Annotated in this window: 16 protein-coding genes and 3 pseudogenes; 6 read left to right on the top strand and 13 right to left on the bottom strand. The window is 48.4% G+C overall.

All coding sequences use genetic code 11. The annotated features are described in order from the left end of the window. Positions 1 to 21: 21 nt before the first annotated feature. The 3 genes and pseudogenes from B1H58_RS17620 to B1H58_RS21235 form a co-directional block, all read left to right on the top strand. A complete protein-coding gene (locus tag B1H58_RS17620) occupies positions 22 to 714 on the top strand; it encodes a hypothetical protein (RefSeq protein WP_085071749.1) in 693 nt (230 codons plus the stop codon). Between the two features lie 239 nt (positions 715 to 953). Further along, positions 954 to 1,209: pseudogene (locus tag B1H58_RS17610) on the top strand (type VI secretion system tube protein Hcp); the annotation flags it as partial. Further along, positions 1,193 to 1,273, top strand: a pseudogene (locus B1H58_RS21235) (arylsulfatase regulator); the annotation flags it as partial. The pseudogenes B1H58_RS17610 and B1H58_RS21235, both read left to right, overlap by 17 nt. 97 nt (positions 1,274 to 1,370) lie before the next feature. Here B1H58_RS21235 and B1H58_RS17605 read toward each other — a convergent pair. The 5 genes and pseudogenes from B1H58_RS17605 to B1H58_RS17585 all read right to left on the bottom strand — a co-directional run bounded on the left by B1H58_RS17605 (position 1,371) and on the right by B1H58_RS17585 (position 6,358). Then, positions 1,371 to 2,330 (bottom strand): apurinic/apyrimidinic endonuclease family protein, encoded by a 960-nt coding sequence (locus B1H58_RS17605; RefSeq protein ID WP_085071747.1) that lies wholly within the window; start codon positions 2,328 to 2,330, stop codon positions 1,371 to 1,373. A 309-nt stretch (positions 2,331 to 2,639) separates the two neighbouring features. After that, positions 2,640 to 3,440, bottom strand: a complete 801-nt coding sequence (locus tag B1H58_RS17600; protein ID WP_085071746.1) for a MetQ/NlpA family ABC transporter substrate-binding protein — start codon at positions 3,438 to 3,440, stop codon at positions 2,640 to 2,642. Between the two features lie 122 nt (positions 3,441 to 3,562). Then, entirely contained in the window at positions 3,563 to 4,597 is a 1,035-nt protein-coding gene (locus B1H58_RS17595) for a tyrosine-type recombinase/integrase (RefSeq protein ID WP_085072358.1), read from the bottom strand. Between the two features lie 271 nt (positions 4,598 to 4,868). Continuing rightward, positions 4,869 to 5,726: pseudogene (locus B1H58_RS17590) on the bottom strand (MFS transporter); the annotation flags it as partial. A 275-nt stretch (positions 5,727 to 6,001) separates the two neighbouring features. Further along, a complete protein-coding gene (locus B1H58_RS17585) occupies positions 6,002 to 6,358 on the bottom strand; it encodes a hypothetical protein (protein ID WP_085071745.1) in 357 nt (118 codons plus the stop codon). Positions 6,359 to 6,517: 159 nt separating this feature from the next. Here B1H58_RS17585 and B1H58_RS17580 point away from each other — a divergent pair, with 159 nt between their 5' ends. Both B1H58_RS17580 and B1H58_RS17575 read left to right on the top strand, forming a co-directional pair. Then, positions 6,518 to 7,495 (top strand): DUF6685 family protein, encoded by a 978-nt coding sequence (locus tag B1H58_RS17580; RefSeq protein ID WP_085071744.1) that lies wholly within the window; start codon positions 6,518 to 6,520, stop codon positions 7,493 to 7,495. A 72-nt stretch (positions 7,496 to 7,567) separates the two neighbouring features. After that, positions 7,568 to 7,822, top strand: a complete 255-nt coding sequence (locus tag B1H58_RS17575; RefSeq protein WP_085071743.1) for a hypothetical protein — start codon at positions 7,568 to 7,570, stop codon at positions 7,820 to 7,822. A gap of 262 nt (positions 7,823 to 8,084) precedes the next feature. Here B1H58_RS17575 and B1H58_RS17570 read toward each other — a convergent pair whose 3' ends face one another. The 8 genes from B1H58_RS17570 to B1H58_RS17535 form a co-directional block, all read right to left on the bottom strand. Beyond that, the gene (locus B1H58_RS17570; RefSeq protein WP_085071742.1) at positions 8,085 to 10,574 is read right to left on the bottom strand and encodes an Ig-like domain-containing protein; all 2,490 of its coding nucleotides are present in this window, start codon (positions 10,572 to 10,574) and stop codon (positions 8,085 to 8,087) included. A gap of 559 nt (positions 10,575 to 11,133) precedes the next feature. Further along, positions 11,134 to 12,366 carry a VWA domain-containing protein gene (locus B1H58_RS17565; protein ID WP_085071741.1) on the bottom strand — a complete coding sequence of 411 codons (1,233 nt, stop codon included), beginning with the start codon at positions 12,364 to 12,366 and terminating at the stop codon, positions 11,134 to 11,136. 81 nt (positions 12,367 to 12,447) lie between these two features. Then, on the bottom strand, positions 12,448 to 13,023 hold the full coding sequence (locus B1H58_RS17560; protein WP_085071740.1) for a TerD family protein: 576 nt from the start codon (positions 13,021 to 13,023) through the stop codon (positions 12,448 to 12,450). 75 nt (positions 13,024 to 13,098) lie between these two features. Continuing rightward, complete coding sequence (locus tag B1H58_RS17555; RefSeq protein ID WP_085071739.1) at positions 13,099 to 13,677, bottom strand: TerD family protein; 579 nt, start codon at positions 13,675 to 13,677, stop codon at positions 13,099 to 13,101. Between the two features lie 58 nt (positions 13,678 to 13,735). After that, entirely contained in the window at positions 13,736 to 14,779 is a 1,044-nt protein-coding gene (locus tag B1H58_RS17550; protein ID WP_085071738.1) for a TerC/Alx family metal homeostasis membrane protein, read from the bottom strand. A 34-nt stretch (positions 14,780 to 14,813) separates the two neighbouring features. Continuing rightward, positions 14,814 to 15,269, bottom strand: coding sequence for a tellurite resistance TerB family protein (locus B1H58_RS17545; RefSeq protein WP_085071737.1), 456 nt, complete (start codon positions 15,267 to 15,269; stop codon positions 14,814 to 14,816). Positions 15,270 to 15,282: 13 nt separating this feature from the next. Continuing rightward, positions 15,283 to 16,413 carry a TerD family protein gene (locus B1H58_RS17540; RefSeq protein ID WP_418304130.1) on the bottom strand — a complete coding sequence of 377 codons (1,131 nt, stop codon included), beginning with the start codon at positions 16,411 to 16,413 and terminating at the stop codon, positions 15,283 to 15,285. Positions 16,414 to 16,459: 46 nt separating this feature from the next. Continuing rightward, positions 16,460 to 17,038 (bottom strand): TerD family protein, encoded by a 579-nt coding sequence (locus tag B1H58_RS17535; protein ID WP_085071735.1) that lies wholly within the window; start codon positions 17,036 to 17,038, stop codon positions 16,460 to 16,462. A gap of 308 nt (positions 17,039 to 17,346) precedes the next feature. Here B1H58_RS17535 and B1H58_RS17530 point away from each other — a divergent pair, with 308 nt between their 5' ends. Continuing rightward, on the top strand, positions 17,347 to 18,429 hold the full coding sequence (locus tag B1H58_RS17530; protein WP_085071734.1) for an ATP-grasp domain-containing protein: 1,083 nt from the start codon (positions 17,347 to 17,349) through the stop codon (positions 18,427 to 18,429). Positions 18,430 to 18,436: the final 7 nt, after the last annotated feature.

The raw sequence follows: 18,436 nt of genomic DNA, 5'->3' as shown, positions 1-18,436 counted from the left end.
GAAAATTAGCATGGAGCGGTTATGTACAACAACAATGAAGTCATCAATTACCTACAGGCCAACAAAATTCTTGCACTGAAGCTAGACCATGCTGTTTCTGCCGTCGGCGAACAGGTTAGAAACCAGGTTGATACATTAGGAAAGGGGGCGACCCGCCTGTTGTATTACACGTCCTGTTTCACCGATGAATACAACGATGTTTGCCAGCAGCAAAAGACGGAAGATTTGCGCTTCAGGAATGCTGTTATTCGCATTATTCAGCATGGTGACGTTGTCTATGAAATGCTTCGGATCTACTTTGAGGAAATATTCAAATACAAAACTAATGCACAATTAGAGCATATTAAAAAAGCGCTTATGGCCGCGAATGTCCATATCGCTGCCAGCACCCTTACAGGTGCAGGGTACGCTTTAGCGGTCGCTACCAGCGTGCGTATTGGATTGAATCTAAGTATGCAACTCAGTGCCATTACGGGACGTGCAGCGGGTACGGTTGCGGGGGTTGTGGCTACATATGGACTGGTTCAGAAAGCGGCGGATAGCGCCCGTCGTTTACACGTCCAATACCCAGCTTATTACTCAGCACTTTACATGCAACAACTGGAAATGATGTATTTTCTGATTGAGCCGCTATTCGAGCGCGCAGGTGCCCTTGAAGCGCAATGGTCGTCTGATTCTGGCATAGCAAATATTATCACCCGGATGATCAGATAACCATGTTTCAATCACTTAAGAAATTTCTAATGTGGCAACTCAGGTTTTTATCATCGTTGTACGGACCAGTGATCCTCACGATTATTTTCGCGCTGCTTCAGGGATATTTTTTCCCTGACAGCCCTGTCTGGCCTATAGGCGTATTCGCCATAGTTATGATTGTTATTTTTACGCGTTACTGTAAATGGTGACAGCGTGAATATGACAGTTATTTAAATTATCACTGATAAGGAAATTATATGTCCACTCCCGCACATTTATGGCTTGAAGATGAAAACGGATCGCCGATTGTTGGCAGTTGTGCTGGGGCAAACTTACCGGAACGCGCGTTCATAGCCCGAGCACGATAGTAAAAGGATTTGACCAAACAACACCTGTTCTGTATCGAGCCGTATGTGAAGGCCGTACACTGAAAAAGCAACAATCAAGATGTACCGAATACTGGAATCGGGCATTGAGTCAGAATATTTCAATATCATTCTTTCGCTTTGCAAAATGGATGGAAAGGCTGGCACAGGGCATTGCAGATGGAGTCATTGAGGTGCCGAAAGATCACTAAAAACCTCGCGCCGGAAATTTTGGCGGTTCCGGCGTAGAACCCCTAAATCTTCTGATTTTCATAAAACCTCGTTAGTCGTAACGCTTTGCGTCTGCAGCTATCGGGACGCCTGCCGGTACTGGTAGAGCCGATCTCTGGCAAGGTTTTTCATTTTCACTTCGCACATAATATCGAAATCAACAAACGATAATGCCCAGTCGTTCAGCGTATTGTTGAAATAATAATCTGAATGGGAGCGGAATTTCATTTTTGATAAACCCAATGCAGCCTGATCGGGAAAACCCTCTTCAGGAATTAAACCTTCCTGCGATATTGAATAATGCAAAACGGGTTGCACACCGCGCCATGATTCCTTTACTTGTTCAATACGCGGATCATCAGGCTTAATAAATTCATTTTCCTTTACCCAGTGATGATGAATATCTAAAACCACCGCACAGAGCGCTTTGGCCTGTAATACATCGTCCAGCGAACAGGAAATTTCGTCATTTTCAACGGTCAACATTAACCGCGCTTCCGGACTTAGTTTGCCGAACGCCTGTTGAAAACCGGTGAATCCTTTTCGTCCATTCATATGGATATTGATCTTAAAATCCTGAAACGTGCGGCCATAACCCATTAATTTTGCACAAAGTGCATGATATTCAACATCTTCAATAGCCCGAATTACCACTGACTCATCCTCTGAAGCCAGCACGGAATATTGTCCCGGATGGAAAGAGAGACGGATATTATTGCCCCTGGCAAAATCACCGCATTTAATAAATAACGGATAAAGATCAGGTAAAAATTCCTGATATAAATCTGTTGCTTCGGGAACGGTATATAACGGCAACAGATCGCTGCCAATACGCATCATGCGTAAATCTTCGGGCAGCAAAGCCAACTGCTCCAGCGTTTGAAATAAATTAACCAGGTTGTTTTTAGCTAACTCATAAATAAGAAGGGTTCTTTGTTCATTATTCAGACTCAGAAAACGCTTCCTGGTGGTGGCTTTGAGCGGGAAAGGCTGCTTTAAATCAGCAGTAAGATATTTGCAAGCAAAGCCTAATTTCATAATTTCTCCTGTCTGTCGGGCATACTTAAGTGTAACAGCTAACGGAGAAATGGCTAAAAACGCAGGGAGTAAACAGGGTGCCGCGCCATACCAGCGCAGTTCAGTGACACAAATAAGCATTCATGGATAGCGATTGCGCCATGCGTGTTTTATCAAAATCCGCGTTGATAAAGGAGAAATGAGAGCATGCCGCAAGCAGTGTTACCGTACCGCAAAGCTCGCGGAAATCACCTAAACGGGTTGGACAAGAAACAGATAAGCAGAAAAAAGCCGCACAAGCGTGGCTTGCGCGGCCTGTATCAGAGGAAATTACCAGCCTTTGATAATATCGCCTTTGTACAGTTCGTTGGCTTTGTCGAGCACTTCCTGCGAGCGGAAGGCCTCTTTCAGCTTCTGAACATTCGGGCTGTCTTTGTTATCTTCACGCGCCACAATAGCATTCACATAAGGAGAGGCTTTGCCTTCCATAAACATGCCATCGCGAGAGGCAGACAGATTGACCAGCGCGGCGAAGTTGTTATTGATAATAGAGATATAAACCTGCGGATCGTCCAGGGTACGGGCCAGCTGCGGCGTATCTACCTCAACAAACTTAAGTTTTTTCGGGTTAGAGGTAATATCCAGCGTGGTTGGCAGCAGGCCAGCCTCTGGCTTAACGGTGATCAATCCCTGCGCCTGTAACAGCAGCAGGCTGCGGCCCAGCGTCGTGGCCTCATTGGAAATCGTAATGGTTGCGCCATCCGGCAACTCTTTTAATGTTTTGATTTTGTGTGAGTAACCTGCGATCGGGAAGACGAAAGTGTGGGTGATCACTGCAAAGCGATAGCCACGCTCTTTCGATTGTTTTTCCAGATAGGGCAGGCTCTGGAAGGCGTTAGCATCGACATCTTTGTTAAACAGCGCTTCGTTCGGCTGTACATAATCATTAAACGCCACCACATCCACATCCAGCTTATATTTATCATGAGCAACCTGTTTAACAGTTTCCCATAACTGCTGGTCGGGTCCGGTGTTAATCGCGACTTTGATTTTATTATCGCTGTCTTTATCACAGGCGCTGAGCAACGTTACTGATGCAGCAAGCAGGACCGTGAGCAGTGTTTTTTTCATTCTGTAGTTCCCTTATAAGTGTTAGAAAAACACTATAATATACATCCAGACGTCTGTACATCCATAAGCGTTGCGTTTGATGAAAATTCCGGCAGCCTGCCTGGCTGAGCTGACGGGTGGTGTTAACGCTGGCCACTTTTCTTTTCCATCAGATCGATCATCGCTCCGGTATGGGCATCAACATTACGAATATAACGCATCAGCGTTTCCGGTTTTTTCCAGGTGCCTTCCTGCATAATTTGCGCCACGGCATAACCCTGTTTTGCCATATCCTGAGCGGCACCAACGCGAGCGCTGTGTCCGCTCCAGCCACGATAGCGGTTCTTGTTGCCCTTTGGCCGACTCTGTCCTGCCTCTCGCCAGGCTTGAATAAAAATATCCTCCAGCGCCGGCGTGCTTAAAGGCCGGTGCGTGGTGATCAACGCTTTATTGGTGCGATGTACCGGACAGAAGAGGAAGGCATCCGGTTCAGCAGCAAGGCCGGCAAGTTGTATCCATTCCGTGAGGCGCTGTGAGGAGAGCGTGCTGAGCGCTTTGATCAAGCCGCCGGTTTGAACAATGGTTTTTGTCCAGGCGACGTCCAGAATAATACGGCCGTCTTCGGCGCGCGTAATATCACTGACCCGCAGGCGCGCCAGCTCGCTGACGCGTAATAGCGTACTGTATGCAACATGCAGAAATGCCAGATTACGCATCTCTTTTAATTGCGCTGAGTTTTGCCAGCGCACATCCAGGGCTTTTAAATCTGACAGGCAGAAAGGAACGGCCTGTCCGGTTCGTTCTCCTGACACTACAGCCATGCGGTTGATCTTCTTCATCGCCCGGAACACCGCAGGAGAGGTGTTGGGTGGCAGCAGCCCGGCATTACGATGAAGCATGGAAATCAATGATGCATGGGTGGCGATAGTGGAAGAGGCCCGTCCGTTCGCCTGTAAAAACGTCAGATAATCCCGCAAATCTTCCGGTGCCATTGGCAAAAAGCGGCGATCGTTCTCGGTGGCCCACTGATGGCAAATTCGCATAACGCTCAGTAACTGACGCCAGGTATTAGGCGAAAAGGCTTCCCGATCCTGCACAAAGGCACGCAGTTGCCCGGCGATATCCTCATCAGCGCTTAACGCCGGTAATTGCGCACTCTGTTGAATAATTTTTGTCATTTTTGCCCGGTAAATAACCGCTTTAATGCCGATCGCGCTACGTGAAATCTGAGCAAGAAGCAGGGCAGTTACCCTGCAGAATTTACGTAGCGGCGTCAAAACAAGGGCCAAATATCATCCTCTTAAAAGAGCTGACCATGATACCTGTCTGAAAAACCGCTGTCCTGACTTTATATAAGTCCCATTATATAAAGTTAATCAGCTCAGGGCGCAAGGATCGGGATCGGGCTGGGGATCCAGGTTAGCTCCCAGCCCGATTACGGTTACATGCTTATCGGTTATTTAACGTTTCCGACAGGGCCGGGATTTCACCAAGTCCTGCACCTTTGATTTTCATCGTCAACTGCACGTTGCGATGCGCCACAATGCTGATGGCGGCAAGCAGCGCGGGCAGGGCAAGGATAAAGAAGATGGCAGACTGGCCAGGAAAAGCCCCCATTAACAGACCGCCCAGGGATGAGCTCAGGATAGCGCCAATGCGACCAATGCCATGCATCCAGCTTACGCCGGTGGCCCGGATCTCAGTTGGATAGTAAGCGGGGGAATAGACCTGAAGTCCGTTTTGTGCGCCGTTGATACACATACCGGTGATAAAAATAATCACGCCCAGCGCCACGCCACTCAGCCCAAATACGCCTTGCGTGATCAGACAAGCGCAGCCGATGAAATAGACCACGCCAATAACCCATTTAGCACGCAGCTTATCCATGAGCGCGCCGACGATAACGCCACCCACCGGACCGCCCAGCTGGAATAACCCGGCGATAATAGCGGCCTGTTCCAGTGAGATACCGCCCGAGCGCATAATGGTCGGCAGCCAGCCGTTCAGCAAATAAATAACGAACAGCCCCATAAAATAGGTCAGCCAGAGAATAATGGTGCCGCGTGCAAAGCCATGACGAAACAGCTCTGTAATAGTGCTGTTGCGTTTGATGCCGGGAGAGTTAAGGATAAAGGCGCTGTCATTACCAAAATGGCCTCCCATACGATTCAACAGAGCGGCAATTTGTGCCCGTGGTGCCTTACGCACCACCAGATTAAGCGCCGACTCAGGTAATAACCAGATGAACACCGGCAGCAGCAGCAAAGGCAAAGCACCGCCGAAAATCAGCGCTGCTGGCCAGATATATGACTAAGTGAGTTCGTCTGGAGAAACGGGTAACGTAGAATCATCGTCGATAGTAGCCAGTTGACGGTCAGTGTCAACGATTCCCGCCAGATTCCGCCATCCTTATCATTGGTGCGCATAATGTATATTATGTTAAATAAATAAATAAATCAATAAGTTCTGTTGAAACTTGTAATCGGTGCTCCCCCTCGATGATCACCTGGTTCTCTATGAGACACAAAAAAAGACGCTAAAGCGGCCTGTATATCATTCTTCTGGTGGCTAAGCTCACAGCCTTAGAACTTCGCTAGAACGTATCTTGATGCCTTAGCGCAGCGTTGGAAAGCAGTAAAATAATCAGTCAGTTGAGAGTTTTTCTCATAAAGAATGCGGGCAAAGTCTGTCGGCTCAATTAGCCAGCGCCCGGATGTTACTCCATAAGTATGAAAGTTCCGGTCAAAAACTATGCCATTTGGTACGTAGTTTGGCTGAATTTTGTCGTCATGTAGATGATCACGACCAATGTATAAGGCACTAACCAGGGCAGCCTGATCACTTACCGTATGCTGAGAAAGAAACTGCTGTGCGGCGTTTTCGCTGCGGAATGGGATATGCGGAGATGCCGCAGAGATCAGGTTATTAATGTCGGTCATTTTTTACTCCTTTTTATGCCCTGCACTATCGCTGGGACTCATCTGTTATGGTGGCTTCTCGAGCCGCTTTCAACAATGATTAAAGAAATATTTTAATGGGTTGACTTACTAGCCCCGATAAGGCTATTGGTTACAGGGTTAAAATAATCAGGAAGTAATATGGATAACCGTAAGGATTTAAGGGAGGTAATTTATCCTTCAATACTGCCTTTTTGGAAAAATATAATCCGATATTTTTATGAAGACATTTGTCACAAGCTGATGCGGCCTCAGCAACTACTTCGCTACATCGAGGAGGGATCTCTTAGCCCCCTTCCGATTAAACCAGCCCCAGATACAATGTGGACGCGCTCAGTGATACGTTGGGATGAGTGGAAAGGTATTGCACGCTACGATCACAGCACTGAATACCAAATTGATTATCGACATCCTGGTAATCGGCGTCACATTCTTGAAATGGAACATCTATTTATACCTGAGCTGAAGACTCTTATTAAAACGCATGTATTCGAAAATCACAGGCTTGATATTGTTGAAGTAACCGGGATTTCCGCCTCTAAATCCATGTCGCACGACATTAGCCATATTGATGAATTTCCGTTGATACGCTGTAGAGAATTTGTCGAACCAATAACGATTGAACATCTCCATAAGAATATGGATCATGGTGAAATTAGGCTTGATGATATGCGTTTTTCCGATTTTACATGGGCTAAGCGACGGATTCACTGGCATAACGCTGGCGGATCACATCATTTTGCCGCTGCCAGACATCAGGCTGTTCGTCTGAGTTACCCAATACCGCTCACTGGCATTTTGACCAAATATTCTCTAGATAACGTTAGCCTTCTTCGGCTGAGAAAACGATGGTCAATGTTTCTGCTGCCGAAGCGTGAGGTCTTCGGGAAATTTTATGAGGCCATGGCTGCGTTTCAGTGTGCTTTTGGTCAGTGTGAATTACCAAGAAATTTGCACAATGCCCTGGGCGTTGACGAGCAGCTGAGCATCATCTGGCTTAGCAAAGATGATCCAAAAGCCTCAGCGGTAGGCCTCGCTTTGGATTTTGGAGGATTCACTGATTTTGGCCTCATTCTTGATGCTTTAGGAAACTCAACCAAGCATACAGCGAGAAACTGATGCCGATATTTTTCAACCTTCACTAATGTAAAGTAATGCGACGTACTCCAGTAAAAAGAAAAGGTTAAAAAAATGCGTAAGACACAAGCTGGTTGTTATATCCCCTTCCCTAATGAAAGTTACCAAGTCGAGCCATTAGATCGCAAAGGTAAGCATTTTAGTATGGACGCTAAGGCGCTATATCTAACTTGGACCCACAGCAAAATTTTTGTTAATTATGCTGGCGAACAGGCTGGCGAGAGCCATACAACAATGGAGCTACCCCGCGATCCTGATTTTCTAAGGCTCATGGCTAAAAAACTTGAAGAGTTAGCTAGCTCTATATAACAGGTTCAAGAACATAGGGTTGTTTTAGAGCGGGTAGTTCAGAAAATGAGAGATATTAGGACTGGTGTAGCATAAAGCCCTGTTTAGAGCAGTTGGCCAGCTGGCGTTTATGGTGTTTTATGCTAAAAAAATAAAGAGGGAACCATGCGGTTATCAATAACTGCACTGCTGGGTTTAATAGTCATTACTGGTGCGGCGCAGTTCACTGTTTGATAAAGCAAATGGTCAGGAGCAGAAAAATTCCCCACTCCTGACCGATCAATCACACAATGCGGGTATCCAGATTATGCTGAACCAATACTTCTGCCAGCGTATTCTCTATAACCGGCAGATTTGACGATCCACTCACCCTGTCCTGCGTAACGGGATTCCAGATTTCGCTGACCGTTTCCGCCAGCGAAATCTGCGTTTCCATTGGCATCGTTATGCCTGCCTGCGATGACTCTGCTTCCTGATTTTCACTGGCCAGCAATTGCATGATGTCCTGCTCGTGACTCGCCTGCATCCCTAACGTATCCAGCGTCAGCGCATCGGCCGTATCAGCCTTATCTACCAGCAGTGACTGCACTGCCGTCACTTCGCGTCCAAAGGCATCATTGGTTCGCACATAGACCGTATTTGATCCCTCCTCCAGCCGCGCCAGGTCCGCAGGTGTAAGCGTAAAGCTCCACGCTGACCCTTCCGGGATCGTGTAATACATACTCTCACCAATGATCATTTCAATCTCACTGCCGGGAGAAAACGTGCCTTGAAGTGTCCCACTAATCGTAAGCGGACTAAGCGCCTCTTCCGGCGTCAGGATTTGGTCTTCGCTAATGGGCGACATGGTGATACCGGACCTCGGAGGAGCCTGAATCTGCACAAGTTCAGAGGCGCTGACGTCCTGCTCCCACTCTGTGGTCACCCGTACTTCAATCAGTTCGCTATTATTCGTCAGCGCCTGTAAATCCGCAGCAGGGACAAATATCGACCAGTCGTTATCGGTGGAGGTCACCGTCGAGTATTCCTTTTCACCGAGCGTAACCGTAATGGTCTGCCCTCGCTGGATATGCTGCGAGGTTCCGGTTATCACCTGATTATCCTGGCTTTCCGCATAGGAAAGCACGTTATCACCGGTAAAAGGATCGATAGTAATTTGAGGCTGAGGCCTGTCGACGTTGATGATCTGGACGCTGGTCGCTGTCTCACCGAGATCGGCCAGGCTGGCCAGCAGCGTCGCGCTTCCTAACTTCAGATAATGAAGGTCGATCCAGGAAATATTAAGATTCCAGTAACCGCCATCCTGTACCTCGGTGGTGTAATGTTCGCCATTGAGGGTGACCGTCACTATTTTACCGCTTGCCGCATTGTAAGCCCTGCCGCTAATCAGGAGATCCTGATAGTTCTCCAGCGCATTAAGCACGCTATCATCAGCGAGTGGATCAAGCGTGACCCGCGCCGAGTAGTTGTTCCCCAGGCCTGCAGTAACATCAATAACTTTATTATTGGTGTAAATATCGCCGCTTTCACTCAAGGCCTGAGCGCGTAACAGTACATTACCCTCCGGCAGCGCCAACATATCCGCGCTGGGGATCACAGCACTCCAGGCCCCTTCACTGGTTATCGTGGCATTATAGCTTTTACCGTTTAACATTACGGTTAGCTGGAGCCAGTCATTATCGGTTTCATCCAGCATGCCGGAAATAACCTGATCGACACGCTTCTCTCTGCCATTAAAATTGCTGTCTCCAATGACGTCATCAATGGTAATAGGCTGGTAAGGGGGAAAACGATCAACAATGAAATCGGCAATATCAGAGCTATAACGATAAAATTCATCATAGGTGTTTACATAAGCGTAATTATCGCCTTCATTCAGGCTTTGTACTTCACTTTGCGTTAGCGTGACTTCCCAGGTGCCATCTTCCTGAATGAGCGCATAGTGGTAAATGTCGTTTATGACGACCTCAACGGTGTTTCCAGTGGTAATCCCCTCGCTGGTACCGTTCACCTTTAACCACCCTCGCGCTTCATTGGCGTCAACAATATTATCTCCTGTGATGGGGTTAAGCGTTAAGCTTCCTCCCTCCGTTACGCTGTGCGCCACCAATAGCTGCTGTGAGGTTGCTGCGGTTTCCGTCAGATCGGCCACAGAAGCCAGTAGCGATACTCTGCCATCTGGTAGCGTCTGAAGATCTTCATTGGGTAGCGTGATACGCCAGAATCCCCCCGGCTGCACCTGCGCGGTATAGTCCTGATCGTTAATCGTTACCGTGACCGTTTTTCCGCTGGCAACGTTATAGGTGCGGCCAGTAAATGAAAGGTCTTCTCCCGCGACGATGGCATCACGGATGGCATAGTCACCAACAGTATTGATCTCAATGCGGGCAGAATATTCATTGCCGGATCCAGCCTGGACAGTAACTTCTTTCGCTGCGAACCGCTGATTACCCTCTAAATCGCTAACCACGGCGGAGATCACGCCATCACCGGCAGGAAATAACAAGACATCACGGGAAGGGAGATTTACGCTCCAGACGCGGTCATTACCAACGGTGGTATGCCAGCGTTGGCCAAACGCCTCAATATCAACTCTTTCACCCACGGCGATATCCGCAGAGACGCGGCCAGAGATAAGCTGCTCAACCTGCTTTTCCCGGCCGTTAAGCAGGCCGTCACCGGAAAAGCTATCTATAGTAATCGGCGGTGCCGCCTGAATGGCGCTGGTAACCAGGCCACTCTCGCTGCGAAGATTAGTACTGTCTGAAGACATAATAAACTCCTTATACACCAGAGGGTTATATGACGCGCACGAAACAGTGCCGTAGCAGCGCTACAGCGTTCGTTTGCGGCATTAGCGTTAAGGTTTCCACAAAGGCGGAAACGTTCACTGGTGTACACCGGGATCAATCACGTCCCGGAACAGAGGCAAAGTGTGATAGCGCTCGTAACGCTATACTTTTTTCTTCTACAGCTATAAGTAATAGCTGTGCCTTTGTCGTTGATTAAATTTTATCCACTCGATTAGAGAGGTTAATTAATCACCGAAAACAATGGGCTTTAGATCCGACTATAATCGGCAAAATCTTTAAATAAGCGGGAGAGACATTGCTTTTATTTATATCGAGCTGAGACTGGAAAAGGAAAATTCTTACTGGTTTATTATTGGCTGGACTTGAAAAAAAGGCGTTGCCCCCGCCCGACCAGAATGGGATTTTGTGATAAAGGCTGCACTCCCTCTTATCCTGCTCTCTGGAGATAATGGGAGCGTCGCGATAAAGCTGACTGCTCGTGCGAAGCTAACGAGCCCGGCCTGAAGGCCGGTACTCATCTTAACGCAGAATACGTTTTGCTTTTGCAGTATCGATCCACTCCCTGAATTCAATCAAGAGTTGATCGTAGAGCGTCTCGTCGCTGACCTTTTCATAATCATCAACGGGGAAAAAATGCGTATTATCAACAAGCCTGTCGGAAAATTTATCCAGTGATTCAAGGATGCCATAATTCGAGCCACCCAGACCGAGGAATTTGTAAAACACCGGCAAGTTTGCCGATTCCCGCAATTTGTCTTTGATCAGGCGCGTCTTGCTGATCCCACCATCAGTAATGAACACGACATAGACAGGCAGCGTTGAGTCCTTAAATTCTTGATTAATAGCGTCCAGCACAGGTGGTTCATTGTTCGTACCGCCCAGCCCCGGCAGCACTTCCCACATGCTGCGCTTGCCCTCATTACGGATGCGCTCGATATAGCCCTCAATATTATCCAGCGTCACATCGTCATAGCGTTTGAACTTTTCCCCAAAAGCCCAGACGGGCATCGCACCGTCATCATCAAACTGCACGGCCAGCGCCGTAACGCGTTCAAGAACCGCCTGCACATTACCGCGCCTGAATTGCCCCGACATTGAACCAGAAGCATCAAGAACAAAGGCCACCTGCGCCTTCACTTCTTTTAACCGGTGTTTTTCCAGACTGACGGTTATGGGTTTCGCCAGACTGACCAGCTTCGGTGCTTTAGACAGCTTTTTCTCAAGGCTGACGGTGGGTACCGGGGCCGGTTCGGGATTTGATACATCCACCCCAAAATGCAGTGCCAGCGGATGTAATCCGCCATTAAAACCCTGACCAACAGCGCGAAGTTTCCACATACCGTTATGTCTGTAAATATGCCCGACAATCAACGCCTTTTCCGTTCGTCCTGCAATTTGGATCGGAAACGTATGTCCGTCACACATAAGTTTCAGTTCCTGAAGGCCATCCAGCGTATCTTTCCCGTCGATAACAACCGTCACGGCAATTTTATTCACTGTAGCAGGAACGCCCGCTAAATTAATTCTGAAAACAGCTTCACCTGGCCTAGCCTCCATCACCACGCTTTTATTCGCGTTTTGTGGCTGGTTGAAGAAAATCATATCCAAGTCGCCTGAAACCTTTTCATTAACGCCCAGTAAAAAGGCGGAGGCATCTATATCACTGTGAAAATCATTTCGCTGGATGTAGGTTAGTTTTACTTCGATATTGTTCGCATGAATAGCGGTATTCTGACCGGGAGCCAGTTCCATACCCTTCCCCTTTGTTAACCCTGCCCACACAGGCAAAAAAAAAGCCCCTTCACAGGGAAGAGGCTTGAGATTTGAACGCTCTTAAACAGAGACACCATGCTGGGCAGCCAGCGCTGCCAGACCACCCGCAAAGCCCTGCCCAACGGCCTTAAATTTCCACTCACCGTTGTGACGATACAACTCACCGAAGATCATCGCCGTTTCAGTGCTGGCATCTTCAGACAGGTCGTAGCGAGCGATTTCCGTATTGTTGTCTTCGTTAACGATACGGATGTAAGCGTTAGATACCATACCGAAATTTTGTTTACGGGTTTCCGCGTCGTAAATGGTGACCGCAAACACTGCTTTTTGCACGTCTGCCGGTACGGTAGAGAGCGCGATTTTAACCTGCTCATCATCACCCGTGCCTTCACCGGTACGGTTATCGCCCTGATGGACAACTGAACCATCCGGGCTGGTGCTGTTATTAAAGAAAACAAAGTGCTGGTCGGAAAGCACTTTACCTTCCGCGCCTACCAGGAACACCGATGCATCCAGATCGAATGACTGCCCGTCCGTGACGCGCGCATCCCAGCCAAGACCGACAATCGCTTTGGTCATGGTAGGGGCTTCTTTAGACAGGTTTACGTTACCGCCTTTAGTCAGATTAACTGCCATTATGAAATCCTCTTTGCTTTGGTCTGTTGCCCCGATAATGCGGGCGTAAGTTACTGCGTAAATGCGAAACGCGTTTTATGACGCGTTGATACCATACTGGGCACACACGGATGCCAGTCCTCCAGCATAGCCCTGGCCTACGGCACGGAACTTCCACTCACCGGCATGACGATACAGTTCACCGAACAGCATCGCGGTTTCAGTGCTGGCATCTTCGGAGAGATCATAACGTGCGGCTTCAACGTTTGTATCGTTGTTGACCAGGCGGATAAAGGCGTTGGCGACCTGGCCGAACGACTGACGACGTGCTGCGGCATCATGAATGGTGACCACAAAAACAATTTTGGTCACATCCTGCGGAACACGGTTCAGTTCGACCACCAGGGACTCATCATCACCTTCACCCTCGCCCGTGCGGTTGTCCCCGGTATGGGTAACGGAACCGTCTGAAGATTTCAGGTTGTTATAGAAAATGAAGTCGTTATCACCGCGAACCTTGCCTGCGTCGGTCAACAGGAAAGCGGAGGCGTCCAGGTCGAAATCCTGACCATCAGTAGAACGCGTATCCCAGCCAAGACCGATCTTCACGTTTTTCAGTGACGGATCCACTTTAGCCAGGGATACGTTACCGCCTTTAGAGAGAGTCACTGCCATGTTGTTTTCCTCAAATCGTCGTGATGCATACTCGGTATGCTTTGATTAACGACGCGGCTTAGCCGCGTTCTTCGTCATTCTGCTCTTCTTTACCCGGGAAAAGCAGGCTTGCAATAATGCCCAGTGCCAGAACCCCCATTACCACATAAAGGCTGACGGTCGCACTGATTGAATAACCGTGATGGAAGAAGTGATCTGTTGCGTTCAGGCCCAGTTTCACCGCGATGAAAAAGAGCAGAACAATAACCGCTTTTTCCAGATGAACGAGATATTGCTTGAGCCCTTCCAGTACGAAGTACAGGGTACGCAGACCAAGAATAGCGAACATCATTGCACTGTATACAATCAGTGGCTCACGGCTGACCGCGATAACGGCTGGTACGGAGTCGAACGCAAACATCACATCTGAAAGCTCAACGACAGCTAAACAAAGCAGCATTGGGGTGGCGTAACGCCCCGCTTTTGTCAGTCGGCCAATCTGAACGTCGGCGTTTTCGGGTTTTGCCAGTTCCGCATCAACTTCTTTCTGGCTCAGCACAAATGCGCTGCCTTTAAGTTTCGGCCAAATCGGGTAGAAGCGTTTTACCATTCGGTAAGCAAAGTGCTGAGAGTAATCCTCGATCTCGTCACCATCATCGCCGCTTTTCAGCATCATTACCGCTGTCCAGCCAACAATAAGGGCAAACACAACCTCAACCCACGGGCCAAGCGCAAGCAGACTGGTGCCGATGGCGACAAAAATACCACGGAACACAATCGCCCCGATGATGCCCCAATACAGCACGCGGTGACGGTAATTGTTCGGAATAGCAAACCACGAGAAAATAGCCATCATGACAAACAGATTGTCTACTGAAAGCACTTTTTCAAGCGCGTAACCAGTAACGAACAGACTCGCCACTTCCGCACCGTGATGAACGTACAGGAAGCCCGCAAAAGCAAGCGCCATCAGGATCCAGAAAACCGACCATGCAGCGGCGCTTTTAAGGGAGATAGGCTTGTCATGACGATGCATAAACAAATCGATGAAAATGGCACCAACTGAAAGCAGTAAAAACACCGCGACCGTTTCTATCGGGAACCCAATGTGGGTGGATTGCATGTGATCAACTCCAGAGACTTAAAATTATTACCCGTTAAAGGCCAAATTCGCTTGTCTGGAAGCCCAGGGCTTCGATAATTTCGCGCGCATTCGCTTTTTCGGTTTCATCAAAATTGCCGTCGCTTTTGGCAACGGCGATACCTACGCGTACAGCCAGTTGTGCCTGTTCAGGCTTATTTTTTAACGCCAGAATGTATTTCATGGTTTCGCCCTTCCCAACTTCCAGATCGAAAGAAAAGGATGTCACCAGTTTTTCGAAAAACGTAATCACTTCTGTTGTATCGAAAATGCTGAGTTCAGGCGAAGCACGAAGAAAGCCCATCATTTTTTGCTTTTCTTCTGCGCTCACGCCGTCGCTCGAAACCGCAATGCGTGCGCAAACGGCAACCGTACCTTCCAGAAAGGCGCGGTTTTTATAACGGCCTACCTGTTTTGTTAGCTCATCGCGACCCGCGTTAAATTTCTCTTTAAGCGTATTAAAAAAACTCATGTTTACTCCCAGGTTACTTTGAACCCGCTTTCCAGTTGAATCCCCAGCCAAAAGCCTGATCAAGCTCCTGGTGACCGCTGAAATAGCGATTGATACGTTCTACACGGATTGCGCCACCTTCGTTTATCAGACGTGCAATGGCGCACATATTTTGACGGTTGTTCCCTTCCGTCATAAAAGTTTCCACTGGAGGCTGATCCGGAACGTGGATAGTGACGGAGCCGTCCGTATTCTCCCAGCTCGGCACGCCTTCATAGATGAAAGCGAAGATCAGCACTTCGCGAATGTGCTTCCATTCAGTACCGTTGATATATATCCATTCGCCGTTACTGACTGCACCGGTACGATCGTCCCCCTGAAGCTCTACATAGGGTTCATCACGTACGCTGCCAAATTTGTTGCCAAGCGCCTGAACAATAGTGCGATATCCGTTTGACAGTTCAACATACGCGGCAAGGTCAAGATCGATGCCTTTGTTGTTATTGAACATGCTTTTGAAAAAGCCACCGCTGTTATTGCCCACGCGCTGATTCCAGTTAAGGTTCACGCGGATCTGGCCGTAATCATCCTTCTTTTTAAGACTAATAGACGGCTTTTCTTTGGTAAGACTCACCTTGCTGAGATTCACCGTAGGGGAAGCCGCTGGCGTTGGTGCTGGTGCTGGTGCTGGCACGGGCGTCGAACGGGCCGATGGCGCATCGGCAACATCCACACCAAAATGCTCGGCCAGCGGTTTCAACCCGCCATTGAAACCCTGTGAGACAAAGCGGAACTTCCACTCCCCGTTACGACGATACAGTTCGCCCAGAATAAGCGCGGCTTCAGTGCGCCCAGCCAGATCAACATCACAAAGAAGGATGGCATTGCCGTTCGCTTCTACCTGTATGGCAAGACGTTCGACCTGAGAGACGTTTTTTCCAGCGTCACACGTAGCCGTAAAAGCGATTTTCTGAACGTCAGATCGCAGCTGCGGCAGGCTGACGGTAAACATGGTTTCGTTACCGGATGAAGAGTAACGAACGGTGCTATCGTCATTCTCACGTTGGCCGTAGAAAACCATATCCAGATCGCCGCGCACCTTACCGTTGTCATACAAACGGAAAGAGGAGACATCAATGGGTGTGCCCGCGGAAACCCGCACCACCAGCGACTGGTTGGGAACGAGGGCATTGCCCCCGGCATCAAGTTCATTAGCGCGCTACCGCTTTAATGTCGGACGCCATATCCTGAATGGTACGACCACGCGATGCGTTACCGTGGGCGGTAAAGTTCCACTCACCGCCGTTGCGGTGCAGTGAGGCAATGATGACTGCCGTGTGAGAGCCTTGTTCAGTCAGGGTATACCTGGCCAGCTCTTTACCCTGCTGATCAACCACACGACAGAAAGCATTTTCTACATCATTGAAAGACTGGCCGGTAAAGCTGTTCACCGTCAGAACCAGATGCTCAACGTTAGCAGGCAGGCGAGACAGATCGGCAACAATGGTTTCATCATCGCCATCCCCCTCACCCGTGCGGTTATCACCGCTGTGCTTCACGGAGCCATCATTAGACTGCATCTGGCGGAACCAGACGGTATCCAGCACGTTACCGGCATTATCGAGCAGCACGCAACTGGCATCAAGATCGATGCTGTCACCACCACCGAGAAGTTTGCCAAACAGTCCCTTTTTTTTAGCAGGATCCCAGCCAAGGCCGAAACGAATTTGTGAAATTGCGCTGCTGGATTTAGCCAGCGAAATCGTCTGATTCTTACTGAGAGATACCATCATGTCCCCTTACTGATAGGTGTTTTGCTGTAGTAAAAATTGCCGATTAATTTAAAAGCTATGAAATCATAACATGATGTTTTTATAGTGCAAGAAAACAATCATGATATGACAGCCTGATATTTATATATTTTTGAATAAATAGCTAAAAAAAGTTAAATTTGAGTTATGTAAACCATTGCGCATTAACAAGATTACACTTTTGTTATAATACCTAGCAAATAATCATATTATGATTGCTTAAAATTGTGGTTATGCATACACTTGTTCCTCTTGTGTTTTTAACGTGACGTAAGGGCTTCGACAGAATGGTTAGACCTGCTGCTGTTTGGTTTATGGAAGGTGTTTCATCACAGAAAGACATACTTAAGCAGGTCAAACAGGCTCGCACTGAGGGTGGCTATGTCTTCACCCTGCTTGCTTCTCATCGCAACGAGCGGCCTGAAATCCTCGCTGAAGCTGACTTTTCATATATCGAACCCGCCGACAATGATGACCTGCTGTCTTTCATTACTGCCGTATGTGAGAAGCACAATGTGGTTGCCATTCATGCAGGCAAGCGTGGCTGGTTGATGGAAAAAATGCGGGCGGAGATTGAAGCGCTTGGCGTTAAGCTGACGACCGGCGCTCGTCACGTTGACACCTTTGAGCTGGCTGATAACAAAACGTTGTTTAGTGAACAGATGCTTTGCGAAGGGCTTGCTTCCGTTCAGTCAATTCAGGTTCAGACGCCTGAAGAAGTGGCCGATGCCATTTCCTGCCTGGAGTCCAAAGGGCTGCTTCCCTGCATTAAGCCCGTTCGTGGCATATATGGTATGGGTTTTTGGGTGCTGAAACGTAGCGTTAAGCAACTGGCGTTTTTTAATAATCCTGAGCATCGCCATATGCATCCCGACATTCTTCTTTCTGCTTTGCGTAGCGCCGTAGCTGCGCAAGAAGCATTGCCTTTACAGATTATGATGCCTTATTTGCCTGGCCCTGAGCGCTCAACAGACATGCTGGTTGAAAAAGGCCGCGTCATTGCTGCAGTAGCCAGAAGCAAAGCCGGGTCAGTGCAGACATTTGAAAATTCGGGTGCTGCATTTCAGTTAGCACTGGCATGTGCACATAAACTGGGGGCTGACGGCCTAATCAATGTACAGACGCGCAACAATGACCAGGGCGAGCCTGTGCTGCTCGAAGCTAACCTTCGGCCTTCTGGTGGCATTGGATACACTGCCTTTAGCGGGATAAATCTGTCCGGCCTGTTTGCTTTGCGCCAGCTGGGCTTGATAAACGACGGCGAAACGTCTGAGAGACTGTCGTTATTCAGATCTGTAAAGGTCATTTCTACTCATAACGTCAAACCGCTGCCGGTCGTTGAGATCAGCACGTTAGACAGTGTTTCCTGAGGTTTAA

The sequence above is a fragment of the Pantoea alhagi genome, from assembly GCF_002101395.1.
GTDB classification, from domain to species: domain Bacteria; phylum Pseudomonadota; class Gammaproteobacteria; order Enterobacterales; family Enterobacteriaceae; genus Mixta; species Mixta alhagi.
Note: the sequence above shows the minus strand (reverse complement) of the source record. Positions and strands in the feature narration are given on the sequence as shown.